Origin of the sequence: Chitinophaga sp. CCNWYY40, from assembly GCF_037483205.1 — a bacterium.
Taxonomy (GTDB): Bacteria; Bacteroidota; Bacteroidia; order Chitinophagales; family Chitinophagaceae; genus Chitinophaga; species Chitinophaga ginsengisegetis.
In genome coordinates this window covers 174,949-201,229 of sequence record NZ_JBBHLF010000008.1, presented here as the reverse complement: position 1 = coordinate 201,229, position 26,281 = coordinate 174,949, and the positions used below count along the sequence as shown (strand labels likewise).

The 26,281-nt window shown below is 46.4% G+C and carries 27 protein-coding genes; 12 read left to right on the top strand and 15 right to left on the bottom strand.

The features are described from left to right. Positions 1-35: 35 nt before the first annotated feature. The gene (locus V7S65_RS28620) at positions 36-2,165 is read right to left on the bottom strand and encodes an alpha-ketoacid dehydrogenase subunit alpha/beta (protein WP_336389147.1); all 2,130 of its coding nucleotides are present in this window, start codon (positions 2,163-2,165) and stop codon (positions 36-38) included. Between the two features lie 79 nt (positions 2,166-2,244). On the opposite strand from V7S65_RS28620, the gene V7S65_RS28615 reads away from it, so the two are divergent. Beyond that, the gene (locus V7S65_RS28615) at positions 2,245-2,679 is read left to right on the top strand and encodes a MarR family winged helix-turn-helix transcriptional regulator (RefSeq protein WP_079470844.1); all 435 of its coding nucleotides are present in this window, start codon (positions 2,245-2,247) and stop codon (positions 2,677-2,679) included. A 50-nt stretch (positions 2,680-2,729) separates the two neighbouring features. Here V7S65_RS28615 and V7S65_RS28610 read toward each other — a convergent pair whose 3' ends face one another. The 4 genes from V7S65_RS28610 to V7S65_RS28595 all read right to left on the bottom strand — a co-directional run bounded on the left by V7S65_RS28610 (position 2,730) and on the right by V7S65_RS28595 (position 5,663). Continuing rightward, positions 2,730-3,341 (bottom strand): fumarylacetoacetate hydrolase family protein, encoded by a 612-nt coding sequence (locus V7S65_RS28610; protein WP_079470845.1) that lies wholly within the window; start codon positions 3,339-3,341, stop codon positions 2,730-2,732. Between the two features lie 53 nt (positions 3,342-3,394). After that, positions 3,395-3,976 carry an aminoacyl-tRNA hydrolase gene (gene pth / locus V7S65_RS28605; protein ID WP_079470846.1) on the bottom strand — a complete coding sequence of 194 codons (582 nt, stop codon included), beginning with the start codon at positions 3,974-3,976 and terminating at the stop codon, positions 3,395-3,397. Positions 3,977-4,063: 87 nt separating this feature from the next. Beyond that, positions 4,064-4,654, bottom strand: a complete 591-nt coding sequence (locus tag V7S65_RS28600) for a 50S ribosomal protein L25 (protein WP_079470847.1) — start codon at positions 4,652-4,654, stop codon at positions 4,064-4,066. Positions 4,655-4,694: 40 nt separating this feature from the next. Next, the gene (locus tag V7S65_RS28595) at positions 4,695-5,663 is read right to left on the bottom strand and encodes a ribose-phosphate pyrophosphokinase (RefSeq protein WP_079470848.1); all 969 of its coding nucleotides are present in this window, start codon (positions 5,661-5,663) and stop codon (positions 4,695-4,697) included. 277 nt (positions 5,664-5,940) lie between these two features. Between V7S65_RS28595 and radC the strand changes: the two genes are divergently transcribed. Continuing rightward, a complete protein-coding gene (radC, locus tag V7S65_RS28590; RefSeq protein ID WP_079470849.1) occupies positions 5,941-6,648 on the top strand; it encodes a RadC family protein in 708 nt (235 codons plus the stop codon). A gap of 46 nt (positions 6,649-6,694) precedes the next feature. Then, positions 6,695-7,681: a Gfo/Idh/MocA family protein gene (locus tag V7S65_RS28585; protein ID WP_079471006.1), complete on the top strand. Its 987-nt coding sequence runs from the start codon at positions 6,695-6,697 to the stop codon at positions 7,679-7,681. A 99-nt stretch (positions 7,682-7,780) separates the two neighbouring features. On the opposite strand, the gene V7S65_RS28580 is transcribed toward V7S65_RS28585, so the two are convergent. The 4 genes from V7S65_RS28580 to V7S65_RS28565 all read right to left on the bottom strand — a co-directional run bounded on the left by V7S65_RS28580 (position 7,781) and on the right by V7S65_RS28565 (position 12,213). Continuing rightward, on the bottom strand, positions 7,781-8,458 hold the full coding sequence (locus tag V7S65_RS28580) for a 2-C-methyl-D-erythritol 4-phosphate cytidylyltransferase (RefSeq protein WP_336389148.1): 678 nt from the start codon (positions 8,456-8,458) through the stop codon (positions 7,781-7,783). Positions 8,459-8,525: 67 nt separating this feature from the next. Next, positions 8,526-9,575 (bottom strand): tRNA preQ1(34) S-adenosylmethionine ribosyltransferase-isomerase QueA, encoded by a 1,050-nt coding sequence (gene queA / locus V7S65_RS28575; RefSeq protein ID WP_079470851.1) that lies wholly within the window; start codon positions 9,573-9,575, stop codon positions 8,526-8,528. 98 nt (positions 9,576-9,673) lie between these two features. Continuing rightward, positions 9,674-11,422, bottom strand: coding sequence for an ABC transporter ATP-binding protein (locus V7S65_RS28570; protein WP_336389149.1), 1,749 nt, complete (start codon positions 11,420-11,422; stop codon positions 9,674-9,676). Between the two features lie 20 nt (positions 11,423-11,442). Continuing rightward, positions 11,443-12,213 carry an AMP nucleosidase gene (locus V7S65_RS28565; protein WP_336389150.1) on the bottom strand — a complete coding sequence of 257 codons (771 nt, stop codon included), beginning with the start codon at positions 12,211-12,213 and terminating at the stop codon, positions 11,443-11,445. 94 nt (positions 12,214-12,307) lie between these two features. Between V7S65_RS28565 and V7S65_RS28560 the strand changes: the two genes are divergently transcribed. Then, complete coding sequence (locus V7S65_RS28560; protein WP_111577922.1) at positions 12,308-12,751, top strand: type I restriction enzyme HsdR N-terminal domain-containing protein; 444 nt, start codon at positions 12,308-12,310, stop codon at positions 12,749-12,751. A gap of 54 nt (positions 12,752-12,805) precedes the next feature. On the opposite strand, the gene V7S65_RS28555 is transcribed toward V7S65_RS28560, so the two are convergent. The 4 genes from V7S65_RS28555 to V7S65_RS28540 form a co-directional block, all read right to left on the bottom strand. Beyond that, positions 12,806-14,224 carry a Glu/Leu/Phe/Val family dehydrogenase gene (locus V7S65_RS28555; RefSeq protein ID WP_079470855.1) on the bottom strand — a complete coding sequence of 473 codons (1,419 nt, stop codon included), beginning with the start codon at positions 14,222-14,224 and terminating at the stop codon, positions 12,806-12,808. A 47-nt stretch (positions 14,225-14,271) separates the two neighbouring features. Next, positions 14,272-14,508, bottom strand: a complete 237-nt coding sequence (locus V7S65_RS28550; RefSeq protein WP_079470856.1) for a CcmD family protein — start codon at positions 14,506-14,508, stop codon at positions 14,272-14,274. Then, positions 14,505-15,167, bottom strand: coding sequence for a cytochrome c biogenesis protein CcsA (ccsA, locus tag V7S65_RS28545; protein WP_079470857.1), 663 nt, complete (start codon positions 15,165-15,167; stop codon positions 14,505-14,507). Before ccsA ends, V7S65_RS28550 begins: the two co-directional genes overlap by 4 nt. Before the next feature lie 145 nt (positions 15,168-15,312). Further along, positions 15,313-15,981, bottom strand: a complete 669-nt coding sequence (locus tag V7S65_RS28540; RefSeq protein ID WP_079470858.1) for a heme exporter protein CcmB — start codon at positions 15,979-15,981, stop codon at positions 15,313-15,315. Between the two features lie 125 nt (positions 15,982-16,106). On the opposite strand from V7S65_RS28540, the gene accC reads away from it, so the two are divergent. Beyond that, positions 16,107-17,597, top strand: a complete 1,491-nt coding sequence (gene accC, locus V7S65_RS28535; RefSeq protein WP_079470859.1) for an acetyl-CoA carboxylase biotin carboxylase subunit — start codon at positions 16,107-16,109, stop codon at positions 17,595-17,597. A 77-nt stretch (positions 17,598-17,674) separates the two neighbouring features. After that, positions 17,675-18,157: a GtrA family protein gene (locus tag V7S65_RS28530; RefSeq protein WP_079470860.1), complete on the top strand. Its 483-nt coding sequence runs from the start codon at positions 17,675-17,677 to the stop codon at positions 18,155-18,157. A gap of 36 nt (positions 18,158-18,193) precedes the next feature. On the opposite strand, the gene V7S65_RS28525 is transcribed toward V7S65_RS28530, so the two are convergent. Further along, positions 18,194-18,763 carry a thymidine kinase gene (locus tag V7S65_RS28525; RefSeq protein WP_079470861.1) on the bottom strand — a complete coding sequence of 190 codons (570 nt, stop codon included), beginning with the start codon at positions 18,761-18,763 and terminating at the stop codon, positions 18,194-18,196. A 90-nt stretch (positions 18,764-18,853) separates the two neighbouring features. Here V7S65_RS28525 and V7S65_RS28520 point away from each other — a divergent pair, with 90 nt between their 5' ends. Next, positions 18,854-19,834, top strand: a complete 981-nt coding sequence (locus V7S65_RS28520; RefSeq protein WP_336389152.1) for a hypothetical protein — start codon at positions 18,854-18,856, stop codon at positions 19,832-19,834. Here the strand turns inward: V7S65_RS28520 and V7S65_RS28515 are convergent. Further along, positions 19,804-21,066 carry a glycosyltransferase N-terminal domain-containing protein gene (locus V7S65_RS28515; protein WP_111577923.1) on the bottom strand — a complete coding sequence of 421 codons (1,263 nt, stop codon included), beginning with the start codon at positions 21,064-21,066 and terminating at the stop codon, positions 19,804-19,806. The two genes, V7S65_RS28520 and V7S65_RS28515, sit on opposite strands and share 31 nt — an antisense overlap. 109 nt (positions 21,067-21,175) lie before the next feature. On the opposite strand from V7S65_RS28515, the gene V7S65_RS28510 reads away from it, so the two are divergent. The 5 genes from V7S65_RS28510 to rfbC are packed head-to-tail and all read left to right on the top strand — an operon-like array spanning position 21,176 to position 26,273. Further along, a complete protein-coding gene (locus V7S65_RS28510) occupies positions 21,176-22,303 on the top strand; it encodes a DegT/DnrJ/EryC1/StrS family aminotransferase (RefSeq protein WP_111577924.1) in 1,128 nt (375 codons plus the stop codon). Between the two features lie 9 nt (positions 22,304-22,312). Then, the gene (locus V7S65_RS28505; RefSeq protein ID WP_079470865.1) at positions 22,313-23,626 is read left to right on the top strand and encodes a UDP-glucose dehydrogenase family protein; all 1,314 of its coding nucleotides are present in this window, start codon (positions 22,313-22,315) and stop codon (positions 23,624-23,626) included. A gap of 17 nt (positions 23,627-23,643) precedes the next feature. Further along, positions 23,644-24,588 carry a UDP-glucuronic acid decarboxylase family protein gene (locus V7S65_RS28500; RefSeq protein WP_079470866.1) on the top strand — a complete coding sequence of 315 codons (945 nt, stop codon included), beginning with the start codon at positions 23,644-23,646 and terminating at the stop codon, positions 24,586-24,588. A 12-nt stretch (positions 24,589-24,600) separates the two neighbouring features. Further along, on the top strand, positions 24,601-25,656 hold the full coding sequence (gene rfbB / locus V7S65_RS28495; protein WP_336389153.1) for a dTDP-glucose 4,6-dehydratase: 1,056 nt from the start codon (positions 24,601-24,603) through the stop codon (positions 25,654-25,656). 56 nt (positions 25,657-25,712) lie between these two features. Next, positions 25,713-26,273, top strand: a complete 561-nt coding sequence (gene rfbC / locus V7S65_RS28490; protein WP_079471007.1) for a dTDP-4-dehydrorhamnose 3,5-epimerase — start codon at positions 25,713-25,715, stop codon at positions 26,271-26,273. Positions 26,274-26,281: the final 8 nt, after the last annotated feature.

Below are 26,281 nucleotides of genomic sequence, written 5' to 3'. Positions count from 1 at the left end.
CTGAGATGGCCGTTTTCTATTTTGTAGAATGATAGTCAGTAAGCCAGTAAGTCGCTGATAGCTGCGGCTACTTTTGCAGGCGTCGGTAACATCGCTGCTTCCAGGCCGGTATTAAGCGGTACGGCCGGCAGATCCAGCGCGCCCACTGTAAATACCGGTGCATCGAGAAACCGGAAACAGGTTTGCTGAATGCGTCCGGCCAGTGCCTGTATAAAAGAGTTATTGAGTTGTTCTTCTGTCAGGATCAGGCATTTCCCGTGTTGCTTCACCATGTCAAATACCAGTTCTTCATCCATTGGAAAAAGGGTACGCAGATCCACAATGGTTACCTGCCCCGGATAGGCTTTGGCAGCCGCTTTGGCCCAGTATACACCCATTCCGTAAGTAATAATGCAAAGCGCATTTCCCTGGGCAGTATCTTTTGGATGTGCGCGTTGTATGATATTTCCTTTTCCCAGCGGTAGTACATAATCTGCTGCGGGCTCAATGGTCATGGCGTCCAGCGTGCCGGGCACTTTGCTCCAGTACAATCCTTTATGCTCCAGCATTACAACCGGGTTGGGGTCCAGGAAGGCGGCTTTCATCAGTCCTTTCATATCGGCGGCATTGGAGGGGTACACTACTTTGATCCCTTTAATGCTTAACAGCGTGGATTCCACGCTGCCGGAATGATAAGGCCCGCCGCCACCATAGGCGCCCACAGGCACGCGGATGAGCGTTTGTACGGGGAACTTGCCATTGCTCAGGTAACATGATTTTGATATTTCTGTTACCAGCTGGTTGAATCCCGGGTAGATATAATCGGCAAACTGTACTTCCACAATGGGTTTTACGCCTACGGCAGATAGCCCTGCTGTGGCGCCTATAATATACGCTTCCTGTATCGCGGTGTTATATACGCGGTGTGGTCCGAATTTTTCGCCCAAGGTGGCCGCTTCGCGGAAAACGCCTCCCAGTCTTACGCCCACATCCTGTCCGAATAAAATAGCTTCCGGATACTGCTGCATGATTTCTTCCACGGCGTGGAGGGCGGCATCTACCATTACTACTTTGGCCTTCCCGGCTGGTGTGCGGGTGCCGCTTTCTGCTGTTACTGCGGCAGGCGCAAATACGTGTTCCTGCACAGTTTCCGGTGATGGCTCCGGTGCCTGCACCGCTTTATCAAAAGCTGCCTGTATATCGCTGGCAGCGGTCTTTTCAATCTCATCAAGTCGTTCCGGAGTTACGCCGTGTTTCAATAACAACGCTCTCATTTTTGGAACAGGATCATTGGCAGCGTGCTTTTCCAGGTCTTCCGCAGAGCGGTACCATTCTTTCCGCACACCGGAGGTATGATGTCCCAGCAGGGGTACATTAGCCTGTACCAGTATGGGCCGGCGTTCATGCCTTACATAGCTGATAGCGGTTTCCATAGCAGCGTAGCTGGCGGTAAAGTCGCTGCCGTCTACCCGCATGCGTTCCAGTCCTTTGAAACCGGCGGCATATTCATACGCATCCATTGTTCTTACTTCTGCTGCCGTGGCTGAAATGCCCCAGTCGTTATCCTGCACCAGGTAAATTACCGGCAACTGTTTCAGCACGGCAAATTGCAGGGCCTCGCTCACCTCTCCTTCTGTAACGCTGCCATCTCCGAGGGAACAGATCACTACCGGCAGTTCTCCATCCGGGCCGGTTTTCAGCAGGGGAGAATGGATTTGTTCCAGGTATTGCAGTCCCTGCGCCACGCCCGTGGTGGGGATTACCTGCATACCGGTGGCACTGCTCTGGTGGGGAATCTGCGGCTTATCGGCCGTGTTGCTGTTAGGGTGACTGTAATAAGATCTTCCGGCAGAAAAAGGGTCGGCTGCTTTCGCCAGCAGTTGGAGCATTAATTCATAAGGCGTAAAGCCGATGGCGAGCAGCATGCTCTCATCACGGTAATAAGGACTTACAAAGTCCCACGGCCGCAATTGCAGTCCGGTGGCTATTTGTATGGCTTCATGTCCACGGGAAGTAGAGTGAACATATTTACAGATTGGTCTGTTAGCCTCATAGGTGGCGGCCATACTGCCGGCTTCACACATCAATCGCCAGGCTGTTAATAATTCAGCCAGTTCGCCGGCGTTACCACCCGTATTGGAGGCAGGCGTTTTTAAAGTTGAAACGCTTGTGCTATCTTTAAACACAATAAGACTGTTTTGGTGATGATGGTAATTTAAAAACAATAGTTGCCATAGCAACAGTTGCTAATGCAAATTAATTAATATGGCTGATACTTTCGTCAGTAATCCCTCTTTTTTTAAGTTGGATGCTACGCTCAAAAAATTGCGCAACTATTGGCAAAAAACGTTCGATGCCCAACAGAAGGACATTACAGTGGACCAGTGGCTACTGATTGAGAACCTGTACAAACACAAAAAAACTACCCATAACGAACTGGCCCGTAATACCTCGAAGGATATTACCACCATTTCCCGCATTATTGAACTGTTGGTAAAAAAGGGGCTGGTAAAAAGGGAAGCCGATGTGTACGACCGGAGGAAAGTGTATTTACAGCTGACCCCTGAAGGAGTGGAAAAATATAAAGATGTGAAGTCGCTGGTATATGATATGCGTAAAATTGGCTGGAAAACGTTGACAGAAACGGATTATGCCGAGTTAACGCGGATCCTGGACACGATTTATGCAAATATTCCATAAAACGGTGGTTTTGTCTTATCCCGGCAAAACCACCGTCCTGTAATTTCTTCTTATTTAACAGAAAACTCCAGCAGGCTGTCATTTTCAATAAATGCCTCGAAGTCGTCTCCTATTTCTGTGGGTCCTACGCCGGCCGGGGTGCCGGTAAAAATGAGGTCCCCGATGTTCAGGGTAAAGAAGCGGGAAATATAAGCCACCAGGAAATCAAAGGAAAACAAAAGATCCTGCGTATTACCCGATTGCGCCAGCGCCTTGTTTTTATACAGGCAGAAATTGATGTCTTTTTTATCCATTTCAGGGGTAATAGGTATGAAATTACCCACTACTGCGGAGTTATCGAAAGCTTTGGCTATTTCCCAGGGTAACCCTTTCGCCTTTTGCTTATCCTGCAGATCCCGGGCAGTAAAATCGATCCCTACGGAGATATGATCGTAGTATTTATCTGCAAATTTTTCCTGGATATGTTTACCGTTTTTGCTTACTCTGAGTACCAGCTCGCATTCGTAGTGCAGGTTGGTGGTAAATTCCGGGTAATAGAACGGGTGGCCATTCTGCAGCAACGCATTCTTTGGTTTCATAAATAACACCGGTTCTGTAGGCACCTCATTCTTCAGCTCTTTGGCATGGTCGGCATAATTCCTGCCTACGCAAATAATTTTCATAATGCGTTTGTTTTAAGGTATAAAAAAAGCAGATAGGAATCAGATGAACAAATTTATTTCACAGACGGGAAGGTCAGTTTATTACTGTCGTTCATAGTACGGGCAATACCTATACTGGCAAAACTTTCAATGATATCCGAACATTTCCATATTTTCTCCTCTACGGTCCGTTCTTCTGTATTTTTCCATTTACTGAGTACAAACTCCACCTGGCGGCCTTTGGGATAATTATTGCCTACCCCGAAGCGCAAACGCGGATACTGATTGGTGCCCAGTGATTCCTGGATACTTTTCAGCCCGTTATGCCCGGCATCACTGCCTCCGGGGCGTAAGCGGAGCACATCCAGCGGAAGGGCCAGGTCGTCGAGGATCACCAGCAGGTTTTCCACGGGAATCTTTTCCTTATCCAGCCAGTATTTGATAGCCTTACCGCTCAGGTTCATGTAAGTAGTAGGCTTAATAACAATAAATGTTTTCCCTTTCCATTTACATTCCGCCACATCAGCGAGGCGGTCGTTCCTGAAAGTGGCTTTATGCCTGGCAACAAAATCATCCACCACATCAAACCCTATATTATGACGGGTGTGCCGGTATTCCTCGCCGATATTGCCTAATCCTGCTATTAAGTATTTCATACGGGTCGTTTACGTACCTGGAGATTTCCAAAATTAAAAAGCCCCTCTAAAAGTAGAGAGGCTTTTTGGAAAAATATATCTAAAAGATTATTTCTTTTTAGCATCTTTTTCAGCAGTTGCTTCTTCCTGACGCAGCTGACGGGTCATTACCACAGAAGCGATAGGAATACGCGGAGAGTTGGTGATTTCAACACCTTCAATTTTCACGTCTTCTACACGGATGTTTGCGTTCAGTTCCAGGTTATCGATGTTAACTTCGATATTTTCTACCAGGTGCTTAGGTAAAGCTTTCACTTTCAGCGCTTTCAGTTTGCTAACCAGTTTACCACCGGCTTTAACACCAACAGAAGAACCAACCAGTTTAATAGGAATGGTAACAGCAACCTGTTTGTCTTCTACCAGTTCCATGAAATCGATGTGAGCGAGTGCATCAGTAACTACATCAAACTGCATATCTTTCAATACGCATCTGTAAGTTTTAGCACCCAGTTTAATTTCTGCAATCTGGAAAGCTGCAGTGTAAACCAGTGTTTTGAATGCTTTGGCAGGAGCTGAAAAATTAACAGTTTCTGCACCCCCGTAAATAACGCAAGGCACTTGTTCCTCAGAACGGATCTGGCGGGTGGCTTTTTTGCCGAATTCGCTCCTGAGTTGTCCTTCGATGGTTATTGTGTTCATTGTTTAGACAATTTATATTGATGATTAAAATACGTTGTTATCAATCTCCCCGGCGGTGGCTGTGAATAAACAGGCTGGTGATAGATTTGTTTTCGTGCATATTACGGATGGCTACCGCAAAAAGCTCTGCAACTGATATCACCTTGATTTTGGAACCGGCTCCCTGTGGTTTGATAGGAATGGTATCGCATACCACTATCTCCTGCAGTACTGATTTCTCGATATTTTCGTACGCATTTCCACTGAAAACGGGATGGGTACAAAATGCACGTACACTTCTGGCGCCTTTCTCCATTAACAGGTTAGCGGCTTTGGAAAGTGTTCCTGCGGTATCGCAGATATCATCAATGAGCACGATATCCCTGTTGGTCACATCTCCTATCACTACCATGGATGCTATTTCATTGGCACGTTTACGATGTTTGTCGCAAATAACCATCTCAGCATTAAAGTAGGACGCTACTTCACGTACCCTATTGGTACTACCTACGTCAGGGGACGCAAAGGTAAGATTTTCCAGCTTTAAATTCTCTATATATGGAATAAAAATAGCTGAACTATCCAGGTGGTCTACCGGGATATCAAAGAATCCCTGGATTTGCGGTGCATGCAAGTCCATGGTTATCACCCTGTTAGCCCCTGCAGAAGTCAGCAGATTAGCCACCAGTTTTGATCCAATAGCCACACGGGGCTTGTCTTTTCTGTCCTGGCGGGCATATCCGAAATAAGGAATTACGGCGGTAATATAGCCGGCGGAAGCCCGCTTTGCGGCATCAATCATCAACAGCAGCTCCAGCAGGTTATCTGAAGGTGCGCTGGTTCCCTGGATCAGGAAAACATAATCACCCCGGATACTCTCCAGGAATACAGGCTGGATTTCCCCATCGCTGAATTTCTGAATCTTTACTTTGCCAAGACCGCCATTAAGACCCTTGCCATATTTCTTGGCAATTTTCTCGGCCAATGCCGGATTACTGTTGCCTGTGAAAATTTTTACTGAAGGTTGCATACTAGATACTAGTGGAAAAGAGGTTGCAAAACTAGGATTTTTTGGGAGTACCCGCCTGATTTTTTTTCAAATACATATTACATAGCTGTTAAAAAGCAACTATAATTATCACATTATCATAACGTTTTAAAAGATAATAGGTCCCGAAAATTCCCATAACGATTGGTATCGAATATAACGATTTTATAATGATCCGCTGGAAAAAGGAAAAGAAAAATGTGAAGGAAGAAGAAGGGTGTCATGATAGGTTCGTATATTTGAACAAATGCAATAAGTCATGTTTGTTGATGTTAACCCGGCTCCCCACCTGGCTATTCATAAGTGGCCTGATAATGAAAAGCCCAGAGAAAAACTGATCAATATCGGCGCTACAGCCTTAAGCGATGCTGAGCTGCTGGCAATCCTGCTGCATACAGGGCATAAAAGCAAATCTGCCCTCGAACTGGCAAAAGAAATTCTGCGCCTGGCCAATAATAATCTTTCCGAACTGGGAAAAATAAACGTAAAAAAACTGCAAAAACTCCGTGGCGTGGGTTATGCCAAAGCTGTTACCATACTGGCCGCTATGGAGCTGGCCCGCAGGCGGCAAGCCGGTACCATTCATAAAAAAACAGTGATCAACAACGGATCAGATGCCGCCATGTTTTTCAAGCCCATGCTTGCAGATCAGCCCTTTGAAACATTCCATGTCCTGTTTCTCAGCCATGCCAACAAGGTACTGCATTACCGCCATCTCAGCACCGGCGGCATCACCAGCACCGTGGTAGATCCCCGCATTATTTTCCGGGAAGCACTGGATACAGGCGCCACCAAGTTATTACTCTGCCATAACCATCCCTCCGGCAGCCTCCGCCCCAGCCAGGCCGATCTCCGGATTACCACCAGGATAAAAGATATGGGAATGCTCTTCGATATCCAGGTGATGGACCATATCATTGTGTCCGAAACCGGCTATTACAGCCTTGCGGAAGAAGGGATGATATAAATCCCGAAATGTGTTTTACTTTCGCACATATTTATTCATTTTCCATATGCTCAAAATAGGACTCTTCGGCGTAGGACATTTAGGTAAGATACACCTCTCTCAACTGGCCACTATGAAAGACGTAGAAGTGGTAGGCTTCTATGATCCCAACAATGCAAATGCAGCCAGCATCTCCGAGCAATATAATATTCAACGGTATACCACCGCGGAAGAACTGATACTGTCGGTAGACGCCATTGATATTGTGGCGCCCACCACCCTCCACTTCAAATTATGTGAACTGGCCATCCGCAACGGCAAACACATATTCGTGGAAAAACCCATGACCAATACAATGGATGAAGCCAAAACACTGGTTAAACTGGTGGAAGAAGCAAATATTAAATTCCAGGTAGGCCATGTGGAAAGATTCAATCCTGCTTATCTCGCACTCAGGGGATATGATCTCAAACCCATGTTCATTGAAGTACACCGCCTGGCAGAATTCAATCCCCGCGGTACAGACGTAAGCGTGATCCTCGATCTTATGATCCATGATATCGATATCGTGCTGAGCATCGTAAAATCTACCGTGAGCCGCATCTCCGCCAGCGGGGTGGCTGTGATGAGCGACACACCGGATATTGCCAACGTACGCATCGAGTTCCATAATGGTTGTGTAGCTAATCTCACTTCCAGCCGGATTTCCCTGAAAAAGATGCGCAAAATGCGCCTCTTCCAGAAAGATGCTTATATCGGTATCGATTTCCTCGATAAAAAAACAGAGATCATTAAACTCAAAACACCGGAAGACGAAGGCTTATTCACCCTGGATATTGAAACCAACAGCGGTAGAAAAACCATTGCCATCGATAACCCGGAAATAAAACAATCCAATGCAATCCGCATGGAACTGGAAATGTTCCGCGACAGCATCCTGCAAAACAAACCGGTAGCCGTAAACGCTATCGATGGTCTGCAGGCAATGGATGTAGCCCATCAGATCCTGGCAAAAATAAATAAGGGTCTGTCTGAAACAGCCTCCGCTAAATAATTATTACGTATAACGAAAGCCGCTGTCGGTCCGTTTTCATATTACAAACCATTTATGAAACGAATCCTTTCTGTACTGACAGCGGCCTCCGGTAGATGGTTATCCCCGCTCCCGCAGCAACACCTCCGCAATAACAAGGTCCAGTGGTTTGGTAATTTTAATATTGGATTCTTCTCCCGGCAGCAGATGCACAGGATGCCCCAGCCGTTCCACAACAGTGGCTTCATCCGTAAACAGCGGATCGTAGGGCAGTTCAAAGGCAGGCAGGATCAATTCCGAAAGAAAAGTTTGCGGCGTCTGGATAATCCGGAAACGATCACGGTCCACAGCAGCATTGTTACCGCCTGATATCTCCCGGATACTATCTTTCATATCAATCACCGGGATAGCACTGCCGTGAATAATGGCGACTTCATAACAGGCACGGATCAACGTAGTTGATACCAGCGGACGCACCCCGTCGTGTACAAATACCACAGCCGGGTGTTTTACCTGCTGCAAGCCATTCTGTACAGAATGAAAGCGGGTATTCCCTCCTTTTATGATGGTGATGTCCGGCAGTTTGTCAAAAGCCTGCAGAATGTGGTTGGCGAAAGTAAAATGGGCTTCAGGAAGCACCAGCACAATTTCCATGTCAGGAAAAGCAGCCGCGAAAGCGGCGATGGTGTGGTACAATACAGGCTTACCGGATAGCTCCAGGAACTGTTTGGGAACAGCACTCTGCATCCGGGTACCGGACCCGCCGGCAACTATGATAGCAACTTTTTTATATTCCATATAAAAAGATCGGGGATTTTCTTATCCAGCTGGCTGAATAAGAAAATCCCCGAAAAATGCTTTGTAATTAAACGATCAGCATGGCATCGCCATAGCTGAAGAAACGGTATTTCTCTTTAATCGCCTGCTGATAAGCCTCCATGATCAGATCATATCCTGCAAAAGCGCAGGTCATGATGAGCAGGCTGGTTTTTGGCAGGTGGAAGTTTGTTACCAACGCATTTGGAATAGCAAAATCATACGGCGGATGAATGAACGTGTTAGTCCATCCTTCAGCTGCTTTCAGGTGGTTTTGCGCAGTTACGGAAGATTCTACGGCACGTACAGAGGTAGTACCAATAGCGCAGATCTTGCGGTTCTCTTCTTTTGCTTTGTTTACCACTTTCACGGCGTGTTCTTCAATGTGAAAATACTCCGCATCCATTTTGTGTTTGCTCAGGTCTTCCACTTCAATAGGGCGGAAAGTACCTAAACCTGTGTGCAGCGTTACTTCTGCAAACTTAACACCTTTAATTTCCAAACGTTTGATCAACTCACGGCTGAAGTGCAAACCTGCAGTAGGGGCAGCTACAGCGCCTTCGTACTTGGCATACACGGTCTGATAACGCTCTTTGTCTTCATCTTCCGGTTTACGTTTGATATACTTAGGCAACGGCGTTTCTCCCAGCTGATCAAGCACCTGTTTGAATTCTTCGTCATTACCTTCGAATAAGAAACGGATGGTACGGCCTCTTGAAGTAGTATTATCAATTACCTCTGCTACCAGCGTCTCGTCGTCGCCAAAATACAATTTGTTGCCTACACGGATTTTACGCGCCGGGTCAACAATTACATCCCATAAGCGGTTTTGCTTGTTCAGCTCACGCAGCAGGAATACTTCAATTTTTGCTCCTGTTTTTTCTTTACGGCCATATAACCTTGCAGGAAACACCTTTGTATTGTTCACAATCATTACATCCTTATCGTTGAAATAACCGAGGATGTCTTTGAATACTTTGTGCTCAATTTTTCCGGTATTGCGATGTACCACCATTAAACGTGATTCATCTCTTGTCTTGGTAGGGTGCTGGGCGATCAGATTTAAAGGAAGATCGAATTTGAACTGTGATAGTTTCATATTACGGTATGAATAAATTTTAGAGGTGCAAAGTTACCGATTATTATCTACATCATCAAAAAATGATATATAATGCATAACAATCAGGTAATTATATATTATATCCCTTTAGGAATAGCTGCTATCAGCTGTTGGGTATACGGATTTTCCGGGTGATTATACACCCTGTCGGCTGCGCCCTGTTCTACAATTTTTCCCTTCTGCATCACCATCATCCGGTCGCTGATAAACCTCACCACGGAAAGATCGTGCGAAATAAAAATACAGGTAAAGCCCAGTTCTTCCCTTAAACGGATCAGCAGGTTCAGCACCTGCGCCTGCACGCTTACATCCAGCGCCGCCACCGACTCATCACAGATAATAAAAGATGGCTCCACCGCCAGCGCACGCGCTATTACAATCCGCTGGCGCTGTCCGCCGGAAAACTCGTGCGGATAACGGTTAATGTGTTCAGGCAACAGGTTTACCTTCTCCAGCAATTCCAGCACCTTTGCTTTTTGCTGCCGCTCCGTGCCATACAACCCGTGCACCTTCATCGGCTCCAGGATAGCGGCGCCGATGGTTTTCCGCGGATTCAGTGAAGCATAAGGGTCCTGGAAAATCAGCTGCATATCTTTCCGCAGCGCACGCATCCCGCCGGCTGACAAACTTCGTATATCCTGCCCCTTATAAATAATGCTTCCTGCCGTTGGCTCTGCAAGCCTTAACAGCGAACGGCCCAGCGTGGTTTTACCACAACCCGATTCACCTACCAGGCCGAGTGTTTCACCGGTAATCACCCGGAAACTCACATCATCTACCGCTTTGGCCCATTGCAGTACTTTGCCGGTGATGCTCCTTTTCACAGGAAACCAGGTTTTCAGCTCATGCACCTCCAGTAAAGGCGCTGCTGCAGCGAGCTGTAGCTCGCGCTGACGGAGGGTTGCCTCAGGAATTACCAGCGACTGCATCACCTCCCGGATGGCGCCGGCTTTTTCGTGTATCTGTCCCCGTGAGTCTGTCTCCATAAAATCACGGATCACAGGCAATCTTAGCAAACGTTTATCCAATGGGGGCCGGCAGGCCAGCAACCCCTTTGTGTACGGATGTTGCGGATGCAGGAACACGTTTCTTACTGTTCCTTCTTCCAATATATTCCCTTTATACATCACCACTACCCTTTCCGCTATTTCCGCCACCACGCCTAAGTCGTGGGTAATAAAAATAACGCTCATCTCCATCTGCTGCTGTAGCTCGCGGAGTAGCTCCAGTATTGCCTTCTGCACGGTAACATCCAACGCTGTAGTGGGCTCGTCGGCGATCAGCAGGCGGGGATGACAGGAGATAGCCATTGCTATCATCACCCGCTGTTTCTGTCCACCGGAAATTTCGTGGGGATAACGATCCATGATCCCGGCAGGATCAGGCAGTTTTACCTTTTCGAAAAGCGCGATTACCTCATTCCGTGCTGCTTTGCGGCTTACACCGGTATGCAAACGGATAGCCTCCGCCACCTGCTCTCCGCAGGTATGCAGGGGATTCAGCGCCGTCATGGGTTCCTGAAAAATCATGGCAATTTCGTTGCCCCGGTAGCTACGCATGGTAGCATCGGGCAACTGCAGCAGGTTAACTGCTGTTTCATCCGCTGCCTGGTAAAGGATCTGCCCACCGGAAATGGTGCCAGGCATATCAATGAGTCGCATAAGCGAAAGAGCAGTAACGGATTTTCCGGACCCGGATTCTCCTACTACGCCTACAATTTCGCCCTTGCCTATAGAAAGGGAAATCTGATTAACAGCTGTTGTTGTTGTTTGTCCGGACCTGAAAGTTACCTCCAGGTCCTGTATCTCTACCCGCGTGGAAAGCATACCCGGAAGATACAACAATTCTAAAAACGCAGATGCTTCACGGTCTGGTGACTTTCAATCAGCTTCTGTAAGGAGTCGATACCCACTTTAAGATGGCGTTCCACAAATTTAGTGGTCACCTTTTTGTCGCTTTCTTCCGTTTTTACGCCTTCAGGCACCATTGGCTGATCAGATACCAGCAATAAAGCGCCGGTAGGGATCTTATTAAAGAAACCAACAGAAAAGATAGTGGCAGTTTCCATATCCACGGCCATTGCCCGTATTTTTTCCAGGTATTGTTTAAACGCGGCATCATGCTCCCATACGCGTCTGTTGGTGGTGTAGCAGGTGCCGGTCCAGTAATCGTAACCGGAATCACGGATAGTGGTGGAAATGGCCTTCTGCAAAGCAAATGCAGGCAGTGCGGGTACTTCCGGCGGGAAATAATCATTGCTGGTACCTTCCCCGCGGATAGCGGCGATAGGCAGTATGAGGTCGCCGATGTTATTCTTCTTTTTTAATCCGCCGCATTTACCAAGAAACAATACAGCTTTCGGGGAGATGGCAGACAACAGGTCCATCACGGTAGCAGCGCCCGGACTTCCCATACCAAAGTTGATAATGGTAATATCGCCTGCAGTAGCGCACTGCATAGGCCGGCCTCCACCAACGATTTCCACGTTGTTCCATTCGGCAAACATTGTTACGTAATTACTGAAGTTGGTGAGGAGGATGTGGGAACCAAATTGATCCAGTTTCTCACCCGTGTAGCGGGGCAGCCAGTTAGCTACAATTTCGTCTTTTGTCTTCATAGCTTTTTGACAAGCAAATATAAGGTTTTGTTCGCTAACCTCAATATTATCCTAATGTAACTATCTTCGCAGCAGTATTAAAATCAGTTATATCTTGATCGCTATCAGCTTCCCCCCACCCGATTTTAAAATTATGAAAGAAGGCAGCAAAGAACTCATCTTTGACCGCTTCCGTAAAAAATATGTGGTACTCACGCCGGAAGAGTGGGTAAGACAAAACTTTCTGAACTACCTGGTAAAAGTGCTGGAGTATCCAGCTTCCCTGATAGGTATTGAAAAGGAAATTTTTTTGGGAGAGATGAAAAAGCGGTATGACATCGTGATCTACAACCGTGCCACACAACCCTGGATGCTGGTGGAATGCAAAGAAATGAATGTGCCCCTCACCGAACATACTATGCAGCAGGTGATCCGCTATAACATGGTGATCCCGGCTACTTACCTCGTGATCACCAACGGTGTGAACACTTTTTGCGGCAACTATGTGGCCACCGAAAATAAATGGCGGTTCCTGAACCAGCTGCCGGTATTTATATAAAAAAGCCTCCGTATACACGGAGGCCCTTCTACAAAAATTATCTATCGCTGCGCATCAGGGGAAAATACCCAGTTGCTCGTAAGCAGCACCTACTTTATTAATGGCTACTACGTAAGCGGCTGTACGCATATCATGGATCTGCGGGTTAGCCATCATTACGTCGCGTACTTCATGGAGTGCAGCGTGCATGGTTTCTTCCAGGCCGGAATATACCAGGTCCACTTCATCCGCACCGTGCGCAATGAATTTTCTTTCTTTATCAGAAACGGTTTTGCCGGTCAGCTCTTCGATGGTTTGCAGGATATGAATGTTCATATTCTCATCGAAGCGTTTGCCCAAACGGCCATAACGCACGTGGCTGAGGTTTTTCAGCCATTCGAAATAAGAAACGGTTACACCGCCGGCGTTCAGGAACATATCCGGAACAACGATCACACCTTTCTTATTCAGGATTTCGTCGGCTTCCGGTGTTAAAGGACCATTGGCAGCTTCACCGATGATCTTTGCTTTAACGTTGGGAGCGTTGTGTTTATCAATTACATTTTCCAGGGCAGCAGGGATCAGGATTTCGCAATCCAGTTCCAGACCATCTGTATTTTTATTCAGGTTGGTAGCGCCGGCGAAGTTTACGATAGAACCGGTAGCTTTTTTGTGCATCAGTACTTCATCAGGATTCATACCCTGTTCGTTATAGATAGCACCATCCCACTCGATCAGGCAAATTACTTTAGCACCGGCTTCGTGGAAGTATTTGGCAGCGTGATAACCTACGTTACCCATACCCTGCACAATCACTCTTTTTCCTTCGATACCGGTAGTAAGACCGAGACGGTCCATATCTTCCTTGATGTTACACAGTTCGCGTAAGCCGTAGAATACTCCCAAACCGGTTGCTTCGGTACGACCGCGCACACCGCCCTGTGATACAGGTTTACCGGTAACACAACCATAACCATCTATTTCACCCGGGCGTAAGCTCATGTAAGTATCCAGGATCCAGCTCATTTCTCTTTCGCCGGTACCGTAATCGGGAGCGGGAACGTCTGTACCGGGTCCGATAAAGTTTTTCTTTACCAGTTCCGCGGTATAGCGACGGGTAATCGCTTCCAGCTGGAAGGGCGTATAGTTGCGGGGGTTAATTTTCAAACCACCTTTGGCACCACCAAACGGTACGTTTACAATGGCGCATTTGTAGGTCATCAGGGATGCCAGTGCCATTACTTCGTCCTGGTTTACTTCATCGCTGAAGCGGATACCACCTTTACAGGGAAGTTTATGATGTGAATGTTGTACGCGGTAAGCTTCAATTACCTGTACAGAATCGCCTATTCTCACCGGGAATTTAATCTGGTAAACGGCGTTGCAGGCCTTGATCTGCTCCAGGATACCTTTGTCCCATTTGGTGAATGCAGCTGCTTTGTCGAAGCTTTTCTCCACACTCTGGAAGAAGCTATAATGCTGATCTTGCGACATAAAAATTATTGTTTTGGTATAACGATTAGATTTTAAACGTTTTTGGGTTACTGATTTTTATCTTTTTCTTCCAGTTTACCGATCTTTCTGTCCAGATTGATAAGGAATAACACGATTCCCAGGAAAATGATCACTAAAACACCAACGATCACATAAATTTTATCGTTGCTGCGGAAGAATTCGTTGACTGGTCCTTTCTCTGTATTCTGCTGTTGTGCATTTGCCAGTACCGAAATGAATAGCAAGGCCAGGGTCAGGCAAAATGAAAACGCTCTATTGATCATTTAAAAATATTTTTAAGCTGTAATTTCCTATAACGTACTACCAGTGTGAATATCCACACACTCAGCAGGGTCCAGCCGATAAAGGCCGGGTACAACACCAGCTTCATGGAGCCATCAGTATCTTTTGATGCAAAGCCTGGTGTGGTAGCGCTTCCCGGATGCAGGGAATCCACCATGCGGGGAATGATGTAGGTTAATGGTATCAGCAATGCAAAGGCAAAAATGTTAAAAACTGCGGATATCCGTGCCCGTTTGTCGAGGTCGTGTATCGACATGCGCAGCACCAGGTAAGCCATGTAGATAAGAATGGCAATGGCCGTACACATCTGTTTGGGATCGTCTGTCAGCGTGCCGCCCCAGGTATAGGTAGCCCAGAGCGTACCCGTTGCAAAACCCAATACGCCAAAGAAAGTACCTATTCCGGCAGCGCTGGAGGCAAGTACATCTCTCTTTAAATCATATTTCGACAGATAAAGCAGGGAGTTGACAATAGATATGGTGTACATGGTATACATACATATCCACATCGGTACGTGAAAGAACAATCCGCGGGATGATTGTCCGTTGGTTCCTATTATAGGTATTTTAACAGTGAACCCGGCGATAATTACATATAAAAGAAGCAGTATCGCTAATGCTTTCCACCAATGTCTGGCCATTTTTTAATAGCTATATTCGGGGGCAAACCTACACGTTTTAAACCTAATCACAAAGATTTTCGGGGATTTTAAGTTTATCCAACGGCAGTAATTCCCCGTTAAATATCCTTTACAGAAGTGAGCTTTTTGTTTGATATTTCTAATATCAGTCTTTCCACAAAAAAGGGAAAAGGATCATTGTCAGGGCAATAACCAGTATATCCATTCCCCCGAGTAAAAGGAACATTTTAGGCAGTTCCGGCTGATATACCGTTACAAAGGCAGATAAAGAGATGTTGGCCAACAGCATCAGCACCGGCATGATCAGCGGGAAACCCATTACCGCCATCAGGGCAGCATTATGATTGGCCTGGGCTGCAATAGCCGCCAGCATGGTAAACAGCAGGGAGATACTGGTACCGCCCAACAATACCATGCCCACAAAATAGACGGGGTTGATGATGGGATTCCCCAGGAAAGCAATACTGCAAACCAATGCAATAATGCTCATAAGGGTCATCAATATCACATTATAGATCAGTTTGGCCGCAATAAAACAACGTGGATTCACCAGGGAATAGAAGTACAGGAGCCGGCCCCGGCTTTCCTGCATAAAACTTTTAGCGACCGCATTCACCGCTACAAACAGCTGTATCACCCAGAACAGGGCGTTCCATACTTTGTCGTCTGGTCTTCCCATCATCAGGTTGATAACAAAAACAGTAGACACGATATAGAGCAGTACCCCATAAAAAGCATACTGCTGGCGTAATTCCAGCGTAAGATCCTTTTTTACAAGGGTGAATGTCTGATGTATAGGATTGCTTTTTTTCATGATCAGGCGCAAAGATAGTTATTCACAATTAGCTTTCAGCCGTTAGTCATTTTTAAGTATATTTAGCCCCTCATTAAAAAATGACATCCCCATAGCAAAGGGGCCTTGTTAAAAGCAAACTGCTGATGAAGAAAATTCTGGTTGCCAATCGGGGAGAGATTGCATTACGTATCATGCGTTCTGCGCGGGAAATGGGTATAAAAACAGTGGCGGTATATTCCGAAGCTGATCGTACCATGCCTTTTGTACAATATGCAGATGAAGCCGTTTGCATTGGTCCTGCACCTTCCAATCAATCTTACCTGCTGGGCGAAAAAATAATTGCCGTGGCAAAAGAAACAGGAGCGGATGGCATTCACCCGGGATATGGTTTTTTGAGTGAAAATGCCCGCTTTGCGCAACAGGTAACTGATGCCGGCATTACCTTCATTGGGCCGTCTGCGGCTTCCATTGAGGTAATGGGTAGCAAGCTGGCTGCCAAACAGGCCGCGCAGAAATTTGGCGTACCCATGGTGCCCGGCACAGAAACCCCCTTACGCAGTGTGGAAGAGGCCAGGGAGGTAGTAAAGAAAACAGGGTTTCCTATCCTGATCAAAGCATCCGCCGGCGGTGGCGGTAAAGGGATGAGGGTGGTAAATACACCTGAAGAACTGGATGAGCAGATCAGAATGGCTAAAAGTGAAGCCCTTAGCGCTTTTGGCGACGATGCTGTATTTATAGAGAAGTATGTGGGTTCGCCCCGCCATATAGAAATACAGGTACTGGGCGACCGTCACGGTAACTGTGTATATTTATTTGAAAGGGAGTGTTCTATTCAAAGACGCCATCAGAAGCTGATTGAAGAGGCGCCGTCGTCCTGTCTTACACCGGCTATCCGCGCCGCTATGGGACAGTGTGCCGTAGATGTAGCCAAAGCCTGTAACTATTATGGCGCCGGTACCGTGGAGTTCCTGGTGGATGAACAACTGAACTTCTACTTCCTGGAAATGAATACCCGCCTGCAGGTAGAGCATCCGGTTACAGAGCTGATCACCGGCCTCGACCTCGTAAAAGAGCAGATTAAAATAGCCCGGGGAGAAAAACTGTCTTTTACCCAGGAAAGCCTGAAAATAAACGGTCATGCCATCGAACTGCGCATCTGCGCGGAAGATCCGGCCAATAACTTTCTGCCGGATACCGGTAAACTGGAAACCTATATCCGTCCGCAGGGTTACGGCGTAAGAGTGGATGACGGGTACGAGCAGGGAATGGATATTCCCATTTACTACGATCCTATGATTGCCAAGCTCATCGCCTGGGGCAGCAACCGGGAAGAAGCCCGGCTTCGCCTGATCCGCGCTATTGAAGAATACCAGGTAAAAGGGATCAAAACCACACTGCCCTTTGGTAAATGGGCATTGCAGCAGCCGGCGTTCATTGAAGGTAATTTCGATACCAATTTTATCAATAAATACTTTACGCCACAGTCGCTGCTTACAAACGAAACAGATATCAATAAACTGGCGGCCATCCTGGCTGCGTACGTATGGCAGCAAAACAACATAAATTTACAGGAAGCGGCTGTCAGCAGCAATCCACGTGAATCTGCCTGGAAAAAAAGGAATATGTTAAGATAAGCCAAAACAGTTGTTAACTTTCGTTAAAGTGTTTCCGAAAAAACCCGAAAACGCATAACTTTGCGCCAATTTTAATTATGTTACGTAACATCATATTACAGATCCTTCAGTTCTTTTACCAGCCCTTTTCGAAGGTGATGCCCTGGCAAACCTTTCGCTACCTCGCATGTGGCGGGGGCAATACTGTATTGGATATATGCCTGTATTATGTGTGTTATAATTTTGTACTGCACCAGCAGATGGTGCATCTCGGACCGGTTAGTATGAGCGCGCATATCGCCGCCCTCTTCATGTCAATGGCCGTTACCTTTCCCACCGGTTTCCTGCTCAGCAAATATGTAGTGTTCTCCGAATCCAATTTACGCGGACGCGTGCAATTGTTCCGTTACTTCATGCTGGTAGGGATCTGTATTGTACTGAACTATTTATTAATGAAGATATTTGTAGATCAGCTACACTTTTATGCCACCGTAGGTAAGATATGTACTACCGCGCTGGTGGTAACTTTCAGCTATCTTACCCAGAAGAAATTTACGTTTAAAGTAAAACAACAGGCATAAAGAAAAAGGAAGGTCGCTGACCTTCCTTTTTCTTTATCATACGTTCTCATAATAACAGTGCCTGCATCTCGGCTCATACAGATCTTTCTCCCCCAGCAGCAACGTTTCTTTCGACGCCGATTTACGGTAAGAGTAATTGGCAATATGACCGCACTTTACACAGATGGCGTGTAACTTCGTAATATAATCTGCCTTTGCCAGCAGGAAGGGCATTTGCCCAAACGGTTTCCCTGTAAAATCCATATCCAGCCCGGCAATGATAACACGTACCCCGCGAAGTGCCAGCTGATCACATACATTTGGCAACTCATCATCAAAAAACTGGGCCTCATCAATACCCACCACATCTACTTCCTGGGCCAGCAGCAGTATTTGCTGGGAATTTTCAATCGGCGTGGAAATGATCTTATTTTCATCGTGGGAAGTAATATTGCCTTCATCATACCGGGTATCTACCGCAGGCTTGAATATTTCCACTTTTAAATTGGCGATACGTACCCGTTTGAGCCGGCGGATCAGTTCCTCGGTTTTTCCCGAAAACATAGAGCCGCAAATTACTTCAATCCAGCCCCTCCGCCCTCCTGCAAGAGAAGGTTCAATAAACATATTATACTAATTTGATTACTAATTAATTAAAATATTCTAATTTTATGAAAATAAAATAATTTCTATCACTAACCCGTTAACAATTAAGGCATGGAAAAAATTAATGCATTAATTGAAAAACTACAGGAATTAAAAAATTCCGGGGCTGAGCTTTCTGCAATTTCGTATTACGCGCAATTGCTCCAGGCAGAGGTGCTGCATGCACGTAACAAGCTACATCAGCAACAGGTGCAATCCACGCAGGGAAATATTGCGGTGATCATGCCGGCACAACAACCGGTAACCGTACCTGCACCGGCAGCAACTGCGCCGCAAACTACAACATTACCTTCAAATAAACCGGCGGAAGCACCAGTTGCCGCCGCGGAACCTGAAGATATCAATACCCGCGCAGCCAGGCTAAACGATACGCCTACCCGTAACACGGTAATCCTTACGGAAGATATTAATGGCCGGGCGTCCAGAACGGAGGAACTTCCGGCTGCTAAACCGGCTGAAGCGCCCAAACCTGTAGAAACACCAACAACACCGTTGGAAACGCCTATGGCAGCAATACCTCCGGCGGCCGACCTGGTACCTCCCAAACCGGAACCGGTTGTTACAGCGCAACCTATCCCTACACTGGCGGTTAACCAGCCTCCTGTGGAAAAACCCAAACCCGCACAGGCAGCCACCCTGTTTGATGATATACCACCGGTAAAAAATACAGCGCCCGTTACCAACAATGGCGAGCTTAGAAAAGATCTCAATGAACTTGTTGGCAGCAACGGCACTTCACTGAACGACCGTTTGCGGCAACAACAGGTAGAAGTAGCGCAGAAACTCGGAGAGATGCCCATTAATGACCTGCGGCAGGCCATTGGCATCAACGAAAAATACCAGTTTATACAGGAGCTGTTCCGGGGCGACCGGGACCTGTACGAACGTTCCATTAAAACCATCAATGAGTGTGGTAACCTCCAGGAAGCAGATTACTGGATCCAGCGTGAAATAAAAATTATACAGGGATGGGAAGATGACCATCACCTGGTGCAGCACTTCTATTCGTTGCTCAGAAAGCGTTTCTCCTGAATATAATTTAATACCTTTTGAGTAGCGCCCGTATTGGCGGCTACATAATTTCCGGCGATGGCGGCAGTTTCGGCGTAAGCCTTCCTGTCGGCCAGGAGTCGTTCCATCTGGGTGTGGAGATTTCTGTAATTATGAACCACCAACGCCCCTCCCGCTGCCACCAGTTCTACCGCTTCGAAGTATTTTCCAAACTCCGGTCCTATGATCACCGGCTTGCTGTAAGCCGCCGGCTCCAGTATGTTATGTATGCCATCTTTCCCAAAGCCGCCTCCCACATAGGTGATAACCGCATAGCGGTAGAGGGTGGTGAGCATGCCAATATTGTCTATAATCAGTACGTCGCCCGGCCTGCTATTCCCGTTCTTCAATTCTGAAAAGCGCTGCGCGCCGGGAAACAATGCCAGCACCGATTGGATATGGCTGTCATCAATTTCATGTGGTGCAAGGATCAGCTTTATGTCTGTTTCTTCCTTTTCTTTCCACCAGTCGCTCAATATCTTTTCATCGGCTGGCCAGGTACTACCGGCAACGACCAATCGCTTTTCGCCGGCAAAAATGGAAATTTCAGGCAATTCCCGGTGTTCATTGAGCAATGCGGCTACCCGGTCGAACCGCGTATCACCGCTGATACTGCTATTTTGCAGCCCGATGCCGCGAAGTAATTGGAGCGACGCTTCATTTTGTACAAATATATGTGTCAACTGCTGCAGGAGACCACGGAACATACCGCCATAGCCCTTAAAGAACACCTGGTCGGGGCGGAAGATGCCTGATACCAGCAGTGTAGGAATATTCCGTTGGTGCAGGGTAGTCAGGTAGTGATACCAGAATTCGTATTTTATGAAGATGGCCAGGGCGGGCTGTACAATATCCAGGAAATCCCGGGCGTTGCCGCGGGTATCCAGGGGCAGGTAACAGACATAATCGGCGCCTTTATAGTCTTTCCGGACCTCGTACCCCGAAGGCGAAAAAAAAGTTAACAAAATTTTATACGAGGGCCAGGCAGCACGGATAGCTTCCAGGACCGGCCTTCCCTGCTCAAATTCGCCCAGGGAGGCAGCATGGATCCATACTACCGGCTGCGAGCCGATTCCGTTCTTCCGCATACGCGACTGCCAGTGCTGCCGGCCTTCCAGCCAGCGCCTGGCTTTGGTTTTACCTGCCAGTGCGGCCAGGTACACTCCCGCTTTATATAACTGAAGCCCTGCATTATAAATTCCTGTTGCTATCATTCGCCTGCGTACTTTTACTTAATTTTCAGTTGAATGCAAAGATAATCCCCAGCCAATCCCAAAATTTGTAAATTTGCACACTTTAAACAAAATAAAAATATACGATCATATGGTTCCTATTCAGATGGTAGACTTGAAACGCCAGTATACGAAGATTAAATCACAGGTAGATGCAGCCATCGGCGAAGTGCTGGATAGTTCCGCTTTTATTAATGGTGGCGCGGTTCAGAAGTTTAGCAGTGAATTGCAGTCGTACCTGAACGTAAAACATGTGATTCCCTGTGCAAATGGTACGGATGCGCTTCAAATTGCCATGATGGCGCTCGGACTGGAACCAGGCGATGAAGTAATAACCCCCTCATTTACCTTTATAGCGACCGCAGAAGTAATCGCCTTGCTGCAACTGAAACCCGTTTTTGTGGATGTAGATCCCCGGACATACTGCGTGGATGTAGCTGCCATAGAAAAAGCTATTACTCCTAAAACCAAAGCCATAGTGCCGGTGCATTTGTACGGTCATGTAACGGATATGGAACCATTGATGACATTAGCCGCAAAACATAAGCTGTATGTAATTGAGGATAATGCCCAGGCTATTGGCGCTGATTATACTTTTAGCGACGGCACAAAGAAAAAGGCCGGCGCTATTGGTCATATTGGCTGTACCTCTTTTTTCCCATCCAAAAACCTGGGTTGCTATGGAGATGGCGGCGCAATTTTCACCAACGACGACGAGCTGGCGGCAAAAATCCGCATGGTAGCCAATCATGGGCAGTCGGCACGTTATTATCATGATGTGGTAGGTTGCAACTCCCGTCTTGATTCCGTACAGGCAGCTGTATTACGCATTAAACTTCCATTACTGGATGAATATATTACTGCACGCCGTGCGGTGGCAGATGCCTATGATGCTGCATTTGCGGATATGCCACAGATAACAACACCTTATCGCGCTCCTTACAGCTATCATGTATTTCATCAGTATACGCTGCAATTAAACGGCGCTGATAGAAACGAGCTGCAGAAATACCTGGCAGAAAAAGAAGTACCTGCCATGATCTATTATCCTGTTCCTGCCCACCGCCAGAAAATGTTCGAGCATTTCGGTGGCGCAGCCTTTAATCTCCCCGTAACCGATAGTCTCACCACAAAGGTGATTTCCTTGCCAATACACACTGAAATGGATCCCGATCAGCTGGAGCATATTATCCAGTCAGTTAAATCATTTTTAAAATAATTACCCCGCATGAAAATTACAGTAGTAGGAACTGGTTATGTAGGTCTTGTAACCGGGACATGTTTTGCCGAAACAGGAAATGACGTCACTTGTGTAGACATTGACGCCAACAAAGTAAAAAAGCTTTCTTCAGGTCAGATTACTATTTATGAGCCTGGGCTGGAAAAACTATTTGAACGCAATCTCAAGGAGGAACGTTTGTTCTTTACAACCAGCCTGGAAGAAGGTATTAAAGATGCTGAAGTAATCTTCCTGGCATTGCCTACTCCGCCGGGAGCAGACGGAGCTGCAGACCTTTCCTTTGTGCTGAATGTAGCAGCCCACCTGGGTAAAATTATGACAGACTACAAGGTAATTGTAGACAAAAGCACCGTACCGGTGGGTACTGCGGAAAAAGTAACCGCTGCCATCGCGCAAAATTGCAAAACCCCGTTTGATGTGGTTTCCAACCCTGAATTTTTGCGTGAAGGCGTGGCTGTAGATGACTTCATGAAACCAGACAGAGTTGTAATTGGTACCATGTCTGAAAGAGCGCGCAAAGTAATGGGAGAACTGTACGCTCCTTTTGTAAGACAAGGAAATCCTATCCTGTTCATGGATGAAAAATCAGCGGAGCTTACCAAGTACGCCGCCAATTCCTTCCTGGCTACAAAAATTTCCTTCATGAATGAAATTGCAGTGCTGTGTGAAAAACTCGGTGCAGATGTGGATATGGTACGCAAGGGTATTGGTAGTGATGACCGTATTGGCAAGCGTTTTCTTTTCCCCGGCATCGGCTACGGCGGCAGCTGTTTCCCGAAAGACGTACAGGCATTGGTAAAATCATCCCAGGATGCACAGTATGAATTTAAGATACTGAATGCCGTAATGGATGTAAATGAGAATCAGAAACTGTTCCTTCTCCCGAAAATAAAAAGTTTCTTTAAAAACGATCTGAAGGGCAAACACTTTGCACTGTGGGGACTTGCCTTCAAACCTAATACTGATGATATCCGGGAAGCGCCGGCATTGTACATCATTGAAGCACTGCTGGCCGAAGGCGCTACTGTAAGCGTTTTTGATCCGGAAGCTATGGCAAATGTAAAACAGGTGGTGGGAGATAAAATTATTTATGCCGAGCATCAGTATACCTGCCTGGAAAACGCAGATGCCCTGATTATTGCTACCGAATGGAGTGTGTTCAGGACTCCTGACTTTCATAAAATTTCAGCCAGTCTTAAAAATCAGGCTATTTTTGACGGCAGAAATCTCTTTGAAGTGTCCCGCATGAAAGAACTTGGCTATCATTATGAAAGTGTAGGGCGTATACCAGCAATATTGTAACTATTTATAACAACAACATGGAAAAGAAAAAAATACTTATTGCCGGTGCTGCCGGATTTCTTGGCTCCCACCTTTGCGATCGCTTTATAAAAGAAGGCTTTCATGTAATTGGCATGGACAACCTCCTTACCGGCAATATCAAAAATATCGAACATCTTTTTCCTTTGCCGGAATTTGAATACTATCACCACGATGTTACCAAGTTTGTACATATTCCGGGAAAGCTGGACTACATATTGAACTTTGCCTCTCCGGCCAGTCCGATCGATTACCTGAAGATGCCTATCCAGACACTGAAAGTAGGATCACTGGGAACGCATAACCTGCTGGGACTGGCAAAGGAAAAAAAGGCGCGTATCCTCGTGGCTTCCACATCTGAAGTGTATGGCGATCCAAATGTGCATCCGCAACCGGAAGAATACTGGGGAAATGTAAATCCAGTTGGCCCCAGGGGAGTATATGACGAAGCCAAAAGGTTCCTCGAATCTATTACGATGGCTTATCATAATTTCCACGGCGTAGAAACACGTATCATCCGCATCTTCAATACTTACGGTCCACGTATGCGACTCAATGACGGCCGCGCACTGCCCGCATTTATGAGCCAGGCGCTGAATGGCCAGGATCTCACGGTATTTGGTGACGGCAGCCAGACCCGTTCATTTTGTTATGTAGATGACCTGGTGGAAGGCATTTATCGTTTATTGTTAAGCGATTACCACCTGCCTGTTAACATCGGTAATCCGCAGGAAATCACACTGAACCAGTTTGCGGAAGAAATTATCGCGTTAACGGGTTCAAAACAAAAAATTGTTTATCATCCGTTACCAAAAGATGATCCTAAACAACGTCAGCCTGATATTACCAAAGCCCGTACCCTGTTGGGGTGGGAGCCGAAAGTAGGCAGACAGGAAGGGTTAAAGATCACTTATGAATATTTTAAAGAAGCCCTGTTAAAATAAATCATCTCCGGTATGAAGCGAAGACTATTAATTACAGGCGGCGCCGGGTTTATTGGTTCGCATGTGGTACGGTTATTTGTAAATAAGTATCCTGATTACCAGATCGTAAATCTCGATGCCCTGACATATGCCGGTAACCTGGAAAATCTGACAGATGTAAAAGATAAGCCGAATTATATTTTTGAGAAAGGTGATATCACAGATGAATCATTTGTTGATGCGCTTTTTGCTAAATATCAGTTCGATGGCGTTATTCACCTGGCTGCAGAAAGCCATGTAGACCGCTCCATTATGGACCCGCTGGCATTTATCAAAACAAATGTATTGGGTACTGCAGTATTGCTGAACAATGCGCGGAAACACTGGAAAGATGATATGAACGGGAAGCTTTTCTATCATGTATCTACCGATGAAGTATACGGATCACTGGGAGACGAAGGATTTTTCCTTGAAACCACCGCCTATGATCCACGTTCGCCCTACTCCGCTTCAAAGGCCAGTTCGGATCATTTTGTAATGGCTTATTATCATACCTATCACTTACCTGCTGTTATATCCAATTGTTCCAATAACTATGGCTCTCATCATTTCCCTGAAAAGCTGATACCACTGGCTATTCACAATATCAAAAATAGTAAGCCGGTACCTGTTTACGGAAAAGGTGAAAATATACGCGACTGGTTATATGTAAACGATCACGCACGCGCAATTGACACCATTTTCCATCATGGAAAAGTGGGTGAAACCTATAATGTAGGCGGATTCAATGAGTGGAAAAATATTGACCTGATTCAGTTGCTGTGTAAAATCATGGATAAGAAACTGGGTCGTCCGGAAGGTACTTCTGCCCAGCTGATCACTTTTGTAAAAGACAGGGCCGGACACGATCTCCGCTACGCTATTGACGCTACCAAGCTCAATAAAGAACTGGGTTGGGAACCCTCTCTCCAGTTTGAAGAAGGGTTGGAAAAAACTGTTGACTGGTACCTGGCAAATGAAACCTGGCTCAACAACGTTACCAGCGGAAACTATCAACAATATTATAACGAACAATATCAAAAAAGATAGCTGCCGCGGCCAGCTTCTTTTATTAGCTGGCCGCTCACAGCTTATAGTTATCGCACATGCCTTTTCAACAAACCGGAATACCCGATCTGTTAATTTACGAGCCAAAAGTTTTTGGCGATCATCGTGGCTATTTTTTCGAAAGCTATAACGCCAGCACTTTCAGCGCGGAAGGTATTGAGTACAAATTTGTACAGGACAACCAGGCACGTTCTACCTATGGAGTGCTACGCGGACTGCATTACCAACTGGAGCCTTATGCACAAACGAAACTGGTAAGGGTACTGGAAGGAAGCATTATTGATGCCGTAGTAGACATCCGCAAAGGATCTCCTACTTACGGGAAATCTTTTGCAATTGAGTTAAGCGCCAGCAATAAATTGCAGCTACTGGTGCCTAAAGGATTTGCGCATGGTTATGCAGTGATCAGTGAAACAGCAGAAGTAATGTACAAATGTGATAACTTCTACCATAAAGGCAGCGAAGGGGGGATCATCTATAATGATCCCGCCCTGGGCATCGACTGGGGCATCAACCTGGATGATGCGGTAGTTTCAGACAAAGACCTGATCCTGCCCACACTTGCAGAGATTCAACATAATTTTATTTTTAACAGCTGATCATTTGC